The organism is Caballeronia sp. (assembly GCF_049581465.1).
GTDB lineage: Bacteria > Pseudomonadota > Gammaproteobacteria > Burkholderiales > Burkholderiaceae > Caballeronia.
In genome coordinates, this window is the sequence record NZ_JBAUSA010000398.1 from 1 (window position 1) to 14,367 (window position 14,367).

Below are 14,367 nucleotides of genomic sequence, written 5' to 3' on the forward strand. Positions count from 1 at the left end.
CCTCTAGCTCAGATGCACCCAATTCCAACCGAAACGAGCGCTTCGCCCCTGTAATGACTCACCGACGAGATCGTTTGGGACCTGCAAAGGCTCACCTCTCAGTAAAAAATGCCGAAATCGAGGTTGAAAGGCCCCTGTTTAAGCCCCCCGAAAACGCTCACCGCCGGGATATTGCGTTTAAGCACATACCTAGTTGTTCTACGGGCCTTCCAGAGCAGGACGTCCCCGTATTCTCTCACCGGTCAATTTCAGGGGGCTCCCGAACTCGCTCACGTTCCTTCCCGTGGGTCCTCACGTACGCTCCCGAATTCCTACACCGGCGACTCCCGTCGACCCTCACCTAGTATCCCGTAAAGACTCACTTATACGGCTGGAGAGCCTTACCCAGTATAGGTTTGCCGTGGCGTTAACGTCTTTAACTAGGGTTTAAGGTGTTTACCTTCTAATACTCTCAACAATCAAGACGTGCTCTTTATAGAGATATGAGAACCTCACTGCGTGGAACATACCGTTTCCTTCTAAATTTCAGCAAATCCGTTTAAAATCAGCAGATTGCGGTGTGGTCTTCAGAATGTTTCACGCATACCGAAGCAAGACGTGGAAATAAGCACGTCCGAAAAGACTATGAGCAGAGCAGCAAACAAGCAACAAGCTAACATCCACAAAAATGTAGCAATTAGTACGTAATTCGTTATGATGCGATCATCTTATGATTGAGATCGCTGATGAACGATACCGATAATGCGCAACTGCGTCATGAGCTGGCCGTGCTCAAAGCGAACGGAGCGCGTAGGCAGGACCTCTCACAGCACGCGTGCAAGCGATTGTTCTTCGACTTCGGCATTCGTCCTTCGATGGCAACGGTCAGGGAACTGACGCAAACCGGCAGTGCTAGCGATATCCCGAAGGACATTGACGCGTTCTGGACCAAGATTCGTGCGGCATCGCGGATTCGAATCGAAGGGGGCGCCCTGCCCGAAGCTCTCCAGGAACGCGCAGGCGAATTGCTCGGCCAGCTTTTCCACGAGGCGCAGCAGTTGGCGACGGCATCGCTTGCCGTGGATCGAGAGATGGCAGCGGACGAGATTGCCAATGCGATGAGCCGTCTGCGTGATGCTGAGGTTCGCTGCGTTGCAATGGAAGAAGCGTTGCATCGAAGCGAAGCCCGCGCTGACGCCGCAACGGCCGGCAAGTCGATGTTGGAAGCCGAATTAACGCTCGTTAGAAGCCAGCAGGCTGATATTCACGGCGAATCTAAGGCGTCGGTCCAGCGCATGGAAGGTGATCGCGCGGCACTCGTTCAACGCCTGGAGGCGGAACAAGCAGCCAACGCTGCGCTCCGGGAGCGAGTCGACACACTGAACACCGAACTGCGGCAGCACACGGAACACTACGCGCAACAGATAAAGGATGCCGTGACGGAGGCTGAACGCCGGGTGAAGCCCATGCTGGTCGAGCTAGACGCATTGCGCGGCATGGCTACCACGTATCAGGCCAGTGTTCGCGATGCGAACCAGAAAGAGTTTGAGTACATGCAGCAGCTTAGTACGGCGAAAGCGCGAGCTGATCGGCTCGATTTGCAGGTTCGCGAGCAATCGGACCGGCTTGATGCACTGATGCTGGAACGCGATGCGCTGGTTCGGCATAGCGGCACGAACGAGACCGTTGGCCGGCTGATCGTCGCGATGGTTGAAGCAGGTCGATTGTCCGAGGCAGAAATTGCGGCGTTGGGAACAAATATCGATAGTTTCGTGAATATTCCCGCGCGTTGCCCCGCATGTGAGACGGGCGAGCCGGAACTCGTGCAGCATGAAAACGAGTTCGATTTGTCGTGCCCCGATTGCGACCGGTCATCCGGTGCGGCGGCGTCCCGGTTATGCGCTGTTAGTCGTTTTCGTGATGTTGCTGGGCCAGATTCGATGGGGCACGCGAAAAGGTGAGGTTTTACGGGAGGCGGTCGTCGTCGTATCGCTCGCTGTTCCAACGGCTCTATTCATAGCTTTTTTGAGCTTGGGCGATGTCGCGCTCCCGTATTTGCTCACCGGTCCAGATTTGCCATGCCCGGTACAACCGGTGCGCGGAAATCATCTGCTGAAAGCCTAGCCATTGCCCGACACGTTCGGGCGCGGTGCCGCTATCGAACAGATCCGCCGCGAACGTGTTACGCAACGTCTGCGGACTCGCCCGCGCACTCCTTGACCGTGAGACGCCGGCCGCCTCGATCACCGCATCGATTGCGCGTAGCATAGTGGCCTTGTGCATCGGACGTCCGGATGGTGTGGAGGGAAACAAGAGCTGTCCCTGAAGCCCAGCGGTTTTTCGTTCGCTGACCCATGTGTCCAGCAGCGCAATCGCAAAGGGAGCTAGCCTCGTTTCGCGCTGAAGAGAAAGGTCGCCGGCCTCGACGGTCAACCACGGCTGGTTCCACCTATAGTCACTAACGGTCAGTCTCGCGGCTTCGCCCGTTTTAATTCCACCGCCCAGGAAAGTGCTCGTAAGCGCCCGGTCGCGACGCTCCCGCCAGCGAAGGGCCGCCGACAAGTCTCCTATCGGCGAAAACAAGTATGAAAGCAGCGCAGCGCGTTCCCCGTGGGCAAGGAATCCGGTGGGTTCGTTCTCGGGCGCCTCGCGCCAGGGCGCTTCGGCATCCTGGGCGATAAAGCGAGCCGGATTTGTCGATGCCAATTCAACCTCGCGAACGTGGTCCAGAACCCGTTCGATAAGGCGTAGATAGCGTACCCGCTGCGGTTTGCGGATATCGAGCTGGGCAACAAATTGCTCGATGGCCGTTCTTTCCACCGTCTGGAGGCTCGTGCGTTTTTGCGCGAGCCATTCTAAAAAAAGTCCCCATTGCGCGCGGTAAACATCGGCGGAAGAGGCTTTGAATCCTTGTTTGGCCATCCACGCATCGAACGCGCTATGAGGATCCGCGTGCCAGTCGGCGCGTTTTGAATCGAAGATATCGGAAGATTGGACTGCGATCGGCATGAACAAGTAATTCCGTTAGTTGAGAATGTGACAGTGCAATCTTAGAGCATTCGGGACTAGCTGCAGGTCGTTGAGCGCTCAACCCCCGCGAAACCTTGAAGCGCTCGGATGAATTGCGATTCCCACGGAACGGGCGGCTATGTCGCGATGCAAACGGCCTCGAACCGGCCGAAAGCATGCTCGCGATCAATGCGCCATTGCGACAGCCAACTCCGGATGCCCGCTGCGTGCGGCGCGATCGTAGGCATCGACTGCGAATGCGAAAACAGGGGGCAGCGCGTTGGATGAGCCGAAATCGACGAGATCGTCAGTTTCAGGAAAGGCAAGTTCGGCGGGATGCTCGAATAGTGTGCGCAGCGTCGACTCGTGCCGACCGGCGAAACCCAGATCAGCTACCGCTTCGGCCTCGATGGCCAGCAGTAGTCGCCATGTCAGAGGAACGCCTTGCACGATGTAGCGGCCGGCAATGTCCCGCGTGATTCGATCAAGGTCGCGCACGGCGCGAGCAAACTCTGGCGTGCTCATCTGATCTTCGTCGTTGTCCATGGGTGTCTCCTCATAACGCAATTGCGCCGGGTATCTACTGTACAAACATACAGTACTCGTCGCAACTTTCCTATAGGGTCGCGCTGACAGCGCTTCGCGTATGTGCGATTCCGCCTACGTAGCAATCAGACGAGAACGGCTATTAACACGCTGCCGCAACGACGAAACTGACGACATGTTCAGGGCAATGTCCCGGGCAGAGCGCCAAGAGATTCCCGAACCGGAACTCGCGCTTGACACCAAAGGAGAGCGAGATGAACAAGGATCAGAAGGATGGCGTGGTTAATCAAGCCAAAGGAAAAGTTAACGAAGTCGTCGGTAAGGTAACCGGGAACAAGACGCGGGAAGCCAAGGGCGACATGCAACAGGCAGCCGGCAAAGTGCAAAAGGGGGTCGGCGATCTCCGCGAAGATGTGAAGGATGCGGTCCGGAAGCCGTAGTCCGCCCTAAGTTTGCCGGTGATGGAAAGGCGCGTTTTAGACGCGCCTTTTTTGGGGCCGATGTTTGATTTTGTGGGTATTTGCTAGCGCAGTACGTCGCCATTCTTGTTCTCTGGAGCAAAAGGATCCGCTTCCGCTCAAGCACAGGCAACGTTGGGCCTCCAGGCGGCCGAAACTTTATGCGCATCAAGTTTCGGCCGCCCGCGACCGGATCGCGTGTCGGAATTGCGACCGAGCGCACGTCACGAAGCCGCTCCCGCCACGAATTCAGCCTGAATCGCTACATGTACGTCGTCGCCAACCGCCGGATACCACGTTGATAGCCCGAACTGTGCGCGGCTGAAGTGACCATCGGCAGCAAATCCAAGCGTCTCTTCCTTGGTGAGCGGATTCCGTGCATGTCCGTTGAAAGTCACTGCCAGCGTGACTGGATGAGTTGCTCCACGAATCGTGAGATTACCGGTCAGCTCGCCCCTGTCCTCGCCAATGGGTCGAAACTGCGTGCTCTCAAATCGGATTGTCGGGTTGTGGTCGACGTCGAGCATATCCGGTCCTTTGACCATCTTGTCGAGGATCGGCACATTGGTATCGAGGCTGGTAGCGTCAATCGTCACGTTCACTACGCTTTGTTCGATACCGCCGGCCGGCCAGTTGAGATCAGCCGTGGTCTTGTCGAATCGCATGACGAAGCGCGAATACTTGAAGTGGTCGACATCGAAGCTGACGTTCCAATGGTGCGGGTCGAGTTGGTAATGCCCCGCAGGAACGCTCGCCTCATTCGGCGACACGCTATGGGTTACCACTCTCAGCGGCGCGCATGCCGCCATCATGAGGATCGTCGCAGCACACAAGCCCAAGCGTGGGAGTGTGGATCTGCCCAAAAAGGTGTATCGATCGATTGGAAGCATTATTGATCTCGTCGCACGGATTCCACACGATACACGCGACGCTCATGTAGAGTTTCCCTCGAACTCAACGACAAAAAAACGAAAGGGCGCGTTCGCGAGCACCCGACGGCGGAAAAGATGCATTCGACGCAAAAGAAGAAGATGGCAGCGTCCGCACGGAAATTCACCGCGCTCGCCGCGTTCGGGGCCATAAGCGTGCTGGCCGCGCTAACCGATGTAACCCATGCGACGGCGGCGGAGATTTGTGGGGATGGCCTGTACGCCGACGCGATGATTGGTTCGTACCACGTTCATCCCGATAGAGACTTCGAACAGTTCAATCCGGGGATCGGCGTCGAGTGCTGGATTGCCCCGGCGTGGGCGCTCACTGCTGGATATTTTCGTAACTCGCTGTCGAAGCCATCGTTTTACGGCGGGGGCGTCTGGGCGCCAGAGTTTGCGCATTGGGGCTACGTACGGCTCGCTGCAATGGGCGGTCTCATCTCAGGCTACAACTACGGCAAGTGGGGACTCGGACATGACGATACAGTCGGCCCGGTGCTGGCGCCGGTAATCATGGTGGAATATGGACATATCGGCGCGAACATCATTCTGATTCCGCCCATCCCCTCAAGCGATTTACCCTTCACAATCGGCTTCCAACTGCGCTACAAGTTTTGAGAAAACCGGAAACGAATAGCGGAGATATTGCTTCACATCCGCGGTTCCCGTAGAAGCTCACCGATGGGGAATTGCTCGGTGTCAGCGCTTCCCACGCGGTGTGCTCGTGGCGACTACGCGGCGACTATCCATGCACCCGAAACCCCGGCACCTACCCAACAACCGCGCTCGTCGCCAAAAAAAAATCGCAAGCACCGGTCAACATCCGGCAACTCGCGACAGAGAAAAGCGGGGCTTCCCTAAACGTGCAAAGCGCGCAAAGCCGGCCGCGGTACAACCCGGACAACCCGGACAACCCGGACAACCCGGACAACCCGGACAACCCGGACAACCCGGACAACCCGGACAACCCGGACAACCCTGACAACCCTGACAACCCTGACAACCCTGACAACCCTGACAACCCTGACAACCCTGCTCGGCAGGCTCACTCCGTTCAGTAACCCACCGGCACGTTTGCCTTATTGCCGGCGAGCGGCGAGCCGTAGCCTCCGGACTGCGTGTTGTTCGGCAGGCCATTGACCAACTGCGCCCGGGGGTCAGTCGGATTGAGGTTCATTTCGCCCGCCTGCTGATTGCCGTGGGTCGGATATTCACTGCCGAGCGGCGCATTCGGCATCAGCCGCGTGCTGTTAGCCGGCGCATTCATGTCGTCGTTGGGGCTTAAGCCCGTGCTTTGTTGCGCCAAAACGCCTTGCGCCGCGAGCGAGGTGACGACTATGGCCGCGGAAATCGATAAAACGCGTTTCAACCGGTTGCCGGTCATGACTGAACTCCCTTGATGGTTGGGTATTCGTGTCCTGGTTCCACGCGTTTTTATGCCCTGCAGCGTGGCTGCATCTGACGTCTTGAACTTAGTTTTGGTGAGCATTGGCTCGCGCTTAACGCCTCTCATCAGTCATTCTAGTTCGCGCTTTCATTTTAAGCTTCTTCCATCGCTTCTCATTCGTCCCGGGTCCGAAGGCAACCGATACATAGACCGGTTTTCTTGTCGAATTTGCAAGATCGCGCACGCAGCTACCCGCAAAGCGAAAGCATTTTTCAGATAATTCAGATAAGGACGATAGCCAGCACCCAGTAAGTCCATCCGGCACGCTCGAAGGAGCGCGTTCTCGTGATGCTAAGATTTCACCTATTTCATCGCATCCAGCTCGATCTACCGGCCTTTCGCTTCTCATCATGCCGACACTGTCGTTGTTTTCCACGCTGAGCCAGCTCGAATTCGAGCGCGCCGTCTTAGGGCGTGTGGTGGCCGGCATGCCTTTGCGCGAAGTGCTCGAGCACGTGATTCATCGCGTGGAAAGCCGCTCGGAGCAACCCGTGCGTGCGGCCGTGATGCTCGTCGATTCAACTCGCACGCGACTCGTCTACGGCGCCGCGCCCAGCTTGCCGGACGCGTATAACCGAGCAATTGACGGTCTCGAATTCGGCCCGCTAATGGGATCGTGCGGCGCGGCCGCATTCAGTGGGGTGCCGGTGATCGCGGAGGATACGGAGACCAGCCCGGTCTGGGCGGGCTTCATCGATCTCGCGCGAACGTACAACCTGCGCGCATGCTGGTCGATGCCCATTTGCGCCGCCGACGGCCGCGTGCTCGGCACGTTCGCCAACTACTACACCTCGCCGCAAACACCCTCGCGCGGGGAACTGGACGAAATTGCCCAGGTGGCAAGTATTACCGCGCTTGCGATCGAGCGGCACGCAAGCGACCGCGCGCTGCGAGAAAGCGAGGAGCGCCTGCGGATCGCGCAGCAGGCGGGCGGGATCGGCAGCTTCGAAATATTCCCGGAAACGGGCCGCCTGGCTGTGTCGGCGGAATTGTGCTCGCAGTGGGGCTTGGCGCCCCGTCATGAATTCGCGCTTGACGACCTTATCAACCTCGTGCACCCCCACGATCGCGAACGCGTCCTCGACGCACATCGCTTGATGCCGGCTGGTGCGCTCGGCTATCTCGAATACCGGATACGTCGCCCGGACAACGGCGAGGAGCGCTGGATGGCGCGCCGTGGCGAGGCGATCGACGACGGTGCCGGCGGCATGCGCTATCTAGGCGTGACCTACGACGTCACCGACCACAAACGCTTCGAAGAACGGTTGCGCGTGAGCGAGACGCAGTTGCGGCGGCTGAACGACTCACTCGCGGCTGAAGTCGATGCCCGTACGCGCGAGCGCAACAGCATCTGGCGCAATTCGCGCGACCTGTTCATCGTCGCGAGCACCGCGGGCGTGCTGCGTGCGGTCAATCCGGCATGGACCGATGTCCTCGGCTTTCGGGAAGACGAACTGATCGGTATGTCGTTCGTCGAAATCGTGCATCCCGACGACGTCGAGGCCACCGAAGCCGCCATGCTTTCCGCCACCCGGTCGGGGCTCGTGCGCTTTGAAAACCGCGTTCGACATCGGGATGGGTCGTATCGGTGGGTGTCGTGGGTGGCCGCGCCCGAAGGCGATGCGCTTTATGGCAACGGCCGGGATGTTACGACCGAGAAGGAAACGCAGCGAGCGTTGCAGCAGACCGAGGAAGCGCTGCGGCAAGCGCAAAAAATGGAAGCGCTCGGGCAACTGACAGGCGGCATCGCGCATGACTTCAACAATCTCCTTCAAGGCATTACCGGGCCGCTCGAACTGATCCGCCGGTACACCCAGCTCGGCCGGACGGACGACATCGAGCGCTTTATTTCGATGGCGACCGGTGCGGCGAATCGTGCCGCGTCGCTCACTCATCGGCTGCTCGCTTTTTCGCGGCGCCAACCGCTCGACCCCAAGCCGGTGAATGCGGACGAGTTGCTGCGTTCTATCGATGACCTGCTCAAGCGCACGATGGGCGAGGCTATCGCGACCCGCGTCGTTCACAATCCGGAGCTTTGGCTCACGCGCTGCGACGCCAATCAGCTTGAAAACGCGCTGCTGAACTTTGCGATCAATGCACGAGATGCCATGCCCGAAGGCGGTCGCTTGACCCTCGAAACAGGCAATGTCGAACTGGGCCGCGACTTCGCCGCGCGCCATCCCGATGTCGTGCCCGGCTCCTACGTGGTGGTGTCAGTCTCGGATACCGGTGCAGGCATGCCCGAGGACGTCAAGGCCCGCGCCTTCGATCCGTTCTTTACGACCAAGCCGCTTGGACAAGGCACTGGGCTGGGGTTATCGATGGCATATGGGTTCGCCAAACAGTCAGGCGGCATTGCGACGATCGATAGCGCGCCCTCCGTAGGCACCACGATTCGACTCTACCTACCTCGTTTCACGGGCGATGCCGTCACGCAGGAAGTCACGACCGAGCTCAACGAAGCGCATCGCGCGGCTCGGCGGCATGTGATCCTGGTCGTGGAAGACGACGTGTCCGTGCGAGAACTCGTCTGCGAAATCTTGCGCGACCTGGATTACGAGGTGCTTGAGGCCATCGATGGCCCGTCGGGACTCGATGTGCTCAATTCCCGGGCGCGCATCGACCTGCTGGTCACCGACGTGGGGCTTCCCGGGCTGAATGGCCGGCAACTTGCGGATGCGGCGCGGGCCACGCGGCCGGGACTCAAGGTATTGTTCATGACCGGATATGCTGAAACCGCGACGCGTGCGAATGGTTTCCTCGATACCGGAATGGAAATGATTACCAAACCATTTACGCTCGAATCCATCGCGAGCCGCATCCGCCGGATCGTGGCGCACGGAATGGCGGACTAACCGGTCAATTGGCTGCGGCGTCAGCTCCCGTTTATTCTCACCCTTGTATACCCGGATAGGCTCACCAATAGGTTAGCAACGCCCGCGATTGGCACATGCTTTGCTGTTTCCATTCCACGCAGCATCGAACCTCACATGACCGACGGACACCGGCGTGTGTAACTCCGGTCGATTCGGGTACGCGTGTCCGTTTATCCTGAACGAATCGACGCACGCGTTGGCATCGAGATTCTGCACTGTCCCTAAAGAGAACGAAGTGATGAGCCCAAACCCCGACCCTCGCCGGCAGGTACCCCAGGTATTGCCACCCGAAATGCCCGGCATGCGGACGCTCACTTCGTTGATTGCCGGGGTCGCGGTGATTTGCGCGCTGTACTTCGGCCGCGCGGTGCTGATTCCGATCATCCTTGCCGTGTTGCTGAGCTTCCTCGTTGCGCCGTTCGTCGATTTGCTGCGCCGCTTGCGGCTCGGCCAGGTGCCATCCGTAATCCTGGCGGTGATGGTCGCACTGTCGGTGCTGACGGCTGCGGGCGTGTTGATCGGCGCGCAAGTCGCGCAATTGGCAAGTGATCTTCCGCAATACCAGTTCACGGTCGAACGGAAAATCAACGCGCTCCAGGAAAAGACTGTCGGTCGTGCCGACGCCTTTCTCAGCCAGGCATCGACGGCGCTCAAACGCTTGTCGCCGAACCGCGACGAGCAGATTCGCAAGGCCGAGAATCCGACGACTTCGGCCATCGATGCCCCCATGCCCGTGGAGGTCCACGAGCCGTCGCCGTCGCCTGTCGAACTTGCGCAGCGATTTTTATCGCCGGTGATCAACCCGCTGGAAACCACCGGCATTGTGCTCGTGGTGGCGATATTTATCCTGTTGCAGCGAGAAGACTTGCGTGACCGCCTGATCCGCCTGTTCGGCTCCCGCGATCTGCACCGCGCGACCACGGCAATGGACGAAGCCGCCCGCCGGCTCTCGCGTTACTTTCTCGCGCAACTTGGCATCAACATGGGCGTGGGGATTGTCGTTGCAATCGGACTCGCGGTCATCGGCGTTCCGGGCGCGTTGCTGTTCGGCGTGCTGACCGGGTTGCTGCGCTTTGTGCCTTACGTCGGAACGTGGATCGCCGCGTTGATAGCTGCGGTGTTCGCGGCGGCCGTCGGACCCAGCTGGTCGATGATGATCTGGACCATCGTGTTGTTCGGTGTGACCGACGTGGTAGCGGGGCAGGTTATCGAGCCGTTGCTTTACGGCCATAGCACGGGTCTTTCGCCGTTTGCGGTGATTGTTGCGGCGATTTTCTGGAGCTGGATCTGGGGGCCGATAGGGCTGGTTTTATCGACACCGCTAACGCTTTGCCTGGTCATTCTTGGCCGGCATGTGGATCGGCTGGAATTTCTCGATGTGTTGTTCGGGGACCGTCCCGCGCTCACGCCGGCGGAGAATTTCTACCAGCGGCTCCTTGCCAACGATTCCGCCGAGGCGCTGGTGCAAGCCGAATCGCTGTTGAAGGAGCGCTCGCTGAGTGCGTATTACGACGAAGTGGCGCTCGAAGGCTTGCGGATCGCTCATAACGACGTGCTGCGTGGTGTTGTGACCGCCGACCAACTTAGGCGCATCAATGAATCGGCGCTGGATATTATCGAAGGGCTGGAGGACGTGGACGACGTGGTGATGGCCGTCACGGAACAAGAGGAGTTGCCGGCGGCCCTGGAAATGTCCGACAGCGAGGCGGGCCTGCGGCACGAAGCGCCGCCGTCTCACTTCGATGCAGCCCGGGAAGGGCATACGGCGTCGGTGCTGTGTATAGCAGGTCGAGGCGTGCTGGACGATCTTGCCGCGGCCATTGCGGTCCAGCTGTTCCGCAAGCACGGCCTGGGCGCCGATCTTGCGGCGTACGAGCGTTTTTCGCGCACGCGTTTTGACACGGTCGACCTGACGGGCGTATCACTGATTTGCGTCATTTCGTTCGATGCCGCCGAGTCGCCGCCGTATCTGCGCAACCTGCTGCGCCGGCTGCATCAGCGTGCCGGCACGGCGGACCTGATAGTAGGCCTGGTGGTGCCGGAAAGCGCGCTGGAAGGCGAGGCGGTGATCAGGAAGACATCGGCGGCGACATCGTTTAAGGAACTGGTCGAGGCTTGCGTGGGTGCGGCGCGGCGGCAGAGTAACGACGGTGTGTCGTGGGCCGGACTCAATCCTGCGGATGAAGAGGGAGAGCTGGGAGCGCCGGTGAATTCGGTGCCGGAGCCGGTGCTGCGCGGGGCTTGATTGGGGAAGGGCCGGTCCTGCTGGCAGTGAACGTGAGGCTAGCAGAAGGACTCCACCTTGCCCCACGCCAGCAGAACCTCCTGCTCTCTCTACCGATTCCCGTCAAAGAGATCGTTCAGCATCGTGTCAAACGCGCCCTGCGCATCCTCGAGCTCCTGAAGCGCAGCGTCGAATGTCTGTAACGCAATCTGCGACGGCCGTCCATCTCCTGTCGGCGGGAAATGCTCCTGCAAGGCTGTGAACGCCGTTTGTACCTGCCGCGTCGCGATGACGATCCGGTCCATCGCGCGTGCTTCTTCTGATCGATTATGTTCAGCGGTCATCGAAATCTCCGTCTTGGGAACCCCGATATTACCAACGGATGCCGGAGCGGGCACGCGCTACCGGCGCACGATGCGCCGTTGCAGCCTCACTGCGCCGTCCAGCCGCCATCGATTTGCATCGATGCACCGCGAATCTCGTCCGCGCCGTCCGAACACAGGAAAACCGCTAGCTTGCCAATCTGCTCCGGCGTGACGAATTGCTCCGATGGCTGCTTTTCACCCAGCAGCTTCGAGCGCGCGGCATCACTGGAAATGGAGTCACGGTGCGCCACGTCGTCGATCTGCTTCTGCACCAGCGGCGTCAGCACGAAGCCCGGGCAGATTGCGTTGACCGTCACGCCGGTGCGCGCATTTTCCAGCGCCGCAACCTTCGTCAAGCCGATAATGCCGTGCTTCGCCGCTACATAGGCCGATTTTCCCGCGGACCCCACCAGCCCATGCACGGACGCAATGTTGATGACGCGGCCCCAGCCACGCTCGCGCATGAGCGGCAACGCGACGCGCATTGCATGGAATGCCGAGCTCAGGTTGATCGCAATGATGGCGTCCCACTTCTCAACCGGAAACTCGTCGATGCTCGCAACGTGCTGGATGCCCGCGTTGTTCACGAGCACATCGACGGCGCCGAATCGATCGATCGCGAATGCGACCATCGCTTCGATCTCGGCGGGCTTCGACATGTCCGCGCCATGATGAACGGCGGCGACGCCAAGGGCCTCAATCTGCGCGACGGCCCCGGACACGTCGCCAAAGCCGTTCAACACAAGGTTCGCACCGGCCGCTGCGAGCGCGCTCGCGATACCCAGGCCAATGCCGCTCGTCGATCCGGTGACGATCGCGGTTTTACCGGCCAACGGCTTTACTGTGGATGAAGTCATGTGGAAACTCCTGTACGAAAGGTGAGGCGCAAAGCAACCGGTAGCGCACTTGAAAAAGGTGAGGCGCAAGCAATCAGGCAGCGCACTTGAACATCCAGCGCGGCCGCCCGATCAACACCCGTCCTGTCAAACCAGGCCGGTCATGTAGTACACCGCGATCACGAAGAACACGGCGAGCGTCTTGATGATCGTCACCGCGAATATTTCACGATACGACTCGCGGTGCGTCAATCCCGTCACTGCGAGCAGCGTGATCACGGCGCCGTTATGCGGCAAGGTGTCCATGCCGCCGCTCGCCATGGCAACTACGCGATGCAGCACTTCCAGCGGAATGTGGGCGGCTTGCGCGCCCTTGATGAACGTATCGGACATGGCCGCCAGCGCGATGCTCATGCCGCCCGACGCCGAGCCCGTGATCCCCGCGAGCGAACTGACCGATACCGCGGCGTTCACCAGCGGATTCGGGATGCTCTTGAGTGCATCGCTGACCACGATAAACCCCGGCAACGCCGCGATAACGCCACCGAAACCATACTCGGACGCGGTGTTCATTGCGGCGAGCAATGCGCCGCCGACCGCGGCCTTCGTACCGACCGCAAAACGCTCGCGCACGCGCCCAAAAGCCGTCAGCACGACCAGCAAGATGCCGAGCAACAGCGCGCCCTCGACGGCCCAGATCCCGACGAGCGACTTGACCGCCGTGACAACCGGTGCGTGAACGCCCGGCAATACCTCGGGGGCAACCGAATAGCTCGCGCCGTACCAGATCGGAATCCACTTGGTCAGCATGAAGTTCGCGACACCGACCAGTACCAGCGGCGCGATGGCGAGCAACGGATTCGGCAAGCTTGTCGATTCAACGCGGTCCGGCTCGTTCACGAGCGATGTGCCATAACCTTCGCCCGTCGCCATGACCGAGCGCCGGCGCCATTCAAGATACGACAGCCCGATCACGATAATGAAAAGCGAACCAATCGTTCCAAGCCACGGCGCGGCCCAGCCGGTCGTCTTGAAGAATGTGGTCGGGATGATGTTCTGGATCTGCGGTGTGCCGGGCAGCGAATCCATCGTGAAGGAGAACGCGCCGAGTGCAATCGCCCCAGGCATGAGGCGCTTCGGGATATTGCTCTGCCTGTACATCTCGGCGGCGAACGGATAAACCGCGAAAACGACCACGAACAGCGACACGCCGCCATAGGTGAGGAGCGCGCACACCGCGACGATCACGGCATTGACGCGCGTTTTGCCGATATATCGAATGGCTGCGGCGACGATGGATTCGGAGAAGCCCGACAGTTCGACGACCTTGCCGAACACCGCGCCGAGCAGGAACACCGGGAAGTACAGCTTCACGAAGCCGACCATCTTTTCCATGAAGATGCCGGAAAAAACCGGAGCGACCGCCGCCGGTTCAGTCAGCAGCACCGCGGCGAGCGCGGCGAGGGGGGCCACCAGGATGACGCTGTAGCCGCGATAGGCGGCAAGCATGAGGAACGCCAGGGCGGCGAGCACGATGATGAATGACATTTAGTCTCCGTTGCTTGTTGTATGTCCCCGGCTAAGGCCGCGAAGCCAGGGCTGGTGCGCGAATATGCAGATTTCGTGCCAACGTAGGCGCAGAAGGGTTCCCAGCGTTTAATGGGGGCCTTTTACCGAGCTAAGGCAGGTTAGAAC

The 14,367-nt window shown here is 59.8% G+C and carries 13 protein-coding genes and 1 pseudogene; 6 read left to right on the forward strand and 8 right to left on the reverse strand.

Annotated features, from left to right (window positions below; all coding sequences use genetic code 11):
- Positions 1-725: 725 nt before the first annotated feature.
- Positions 726-1,940: a DNA-binding protein gene (locus WCA53_RS09880; protein ID WP_423908552.1), complete on the forward strand. Its 1,215-nt coding sequence runs from the start codon at positions 726-728 to the stop codon at positions 1,938-1,940.
- Positions 1,941-1,989: 49 nt separating this feature from the next.
- Here the strand turns inward: WCA53_RS09880 and WCA53_RS09885 are convergent, their stop codons facing one another.
- Together WCA53_RS09885 and WCA53_RS09890 are read right to left on the reverse strand one after the other, a co-directional pair.
- A complete protein-coding gene (locus WCA53_RS09885) occupies positions 1,990-2,988 on the reverse strand; it encodes a tyrosine-type recombinase/integrase (RefSeq protein ID WP_423908555.1) in 999 nt (332 codons plus the stop codon).
- A gap of 186 nt (positions 2,989-3,174) precedes the next feature.
- Positions 3,175-3,513, reverse strand: a complete 339-nt coding sequence (locus tag WCA53_RS09890) for a DUF2471 family protein (protein WP_423908578.1) — start codon at positions 3,511-3,513, stop codon at positions 3,175-3,177.
- A 275-nt stretch (positions 3,514-3,788) separates the two neighbouring features.
- Between WCA53_RS09890 and WCA53_RS09895 the strand changes: the two genes are divergently transcribed.
- A complete protein-coding gene (locus WCA53_RS09895; RefSeq protein ID WP_423908557.1) occupies positions 3,789-3,974 on the forward strand; it encodes a CsbD family protein in 186 nt (61 codons plus the stop codon).
- Between the two features lie 242 nt (positions 3,975-4,216).
- Here WCA53_RS09895 and WCA53_RS09900 read toward each other — a convergent pair whose 3' ends face one another.
- Complete coding sequence (locus tag WCA53_RS09900) at positions 4,217-4,804, reverse strand: YceI family protein (protein WP_423908559.1); 588 nt, start codon at positions 4,802-4,804, stop codon at positions 4,217-4,219.
- A 195-nt stretch (positions 4,805-4,999) separates the two neighbouring features.
- On the opposite strand from WCA53_RS09900, the gene WCA53_RS09905 reads away from it, so the two are divergent.
- Both WCA53_RS09905 and WCA53_RS09910 read left to right on the forward strand, forming a co-directional pair.
- Entirely contained in the window at positions 5,000-5,542 is a 543-nt protein-coding gene (locus WCA53_RS09905) for a hypothetical protein (protein ID WP_423908561.1), read from the forward strand.
- Between the two features lie 71 nt (positions 5,543-5,613).
- The gene (locus WCA53_RS09910) at positions 5,614-5,985 is read left to right on the forward strand and encodes a hypothetical protein (RefSeq protein WP_423908562.1); all 372 of its coding nucleotides are present in this window, start codon (positions 5,614-5,616) and stop codon (positions 5,983-5,985) included.
- On the opposite strand, the gene WCA53_RS09915 is transcribed toward WCA53_RS09910, so the two are convergent.
- On the reverse strand, positions 5,979-6,308 hold the full coding sequence (locus WCA53_RS09915) for a hypothetical protein (protein ID WP_423908565.1): 330 nt from the start codon (positions 6,306-6,308) through the stop codon (positions 5,979-5,981). The genes WCA53_RS09910 and WCA53_RS09915 overlap by 7 nt on opposite strands.
- A 115-nt stretch (positions 6,309-6,423) precedes the next feature.
- Positions 6,424-6,559, reverse strand: a pseudogene (locus WCA53_RS09920) (DUF1289 domain-containing protein).
- A gap of 162 nt (positions 6,560-6,721) precedes the next feature.
- Between WCA53_RS09920 and WCA53_RS09925 the strand changes: the two are divergent.
- Complete coding sequence (locus tag WCA53_RS09925) at positions 6,722-9,226, forward strand: PAS domain-containing protein (RefSeq protein ID WP_423908567.1); 2,505 nt, start codon at positions 6,722-6,724, stop codon at positions 9,224-9,226.
- Between the two features lie 259 nt (positions 9,227-9,485).
- A complete protein-coding gene (locus tag WCA53_RS09930) occupies positions 9,486-11,492 on the forward strand; it encodes an AI-2E family transporter (RefSeq protein ID WP_423908570.1) in 2,007 nt (668 codons plus the stop codon).
- An 89-nt stretch (positions 11,493-11,581) separates the two neighbouring features.
- Here WCA53_RS09930 and WCA53_RS09935 read toward each other — a convergent pair whose 3' ends face one another.
- From WCA53_RS09935 to WCA53_RS09945, 3 genes are all read right to left on the reverse strand, one after another.
- The gene (locus tag WCA53_RS09935; RefSeq protein ID WP_423908572.1) at positions 11,582-11,815 is read right to left on the reverse strand and encodes a hypothetical protein; all 234 of its coding nucleotides are present in this window, start codon (positions 11,813-11,815) and stop codon (positions 11,582-11,584) included.
- 86 nt (positions 11,816-11,901) lie between these two features.
- Entirely contained in the window at positions 11,902-12,693 is a 792-nt protein-coding gene (locus WCA53_RS09940; protein WP_423908574.1) for a 3-hydroxybutyrate dehydrogenase, read from the reverse strand.
- A 126-nt stretch (positions 12,694-12,819) separates the two neighbouring features.
- Entirely contained in the window at positions 12,820-14,220 is a 1,401-nt protein-coding gene (locus tag WCA53_RS09945) for a GntP family permease (RefSeq protein WP_423908576.1), read from the reverse strand.
- Between the last annotated feature and the right edge of the window lie 147 nt (positions 14,221-14,367).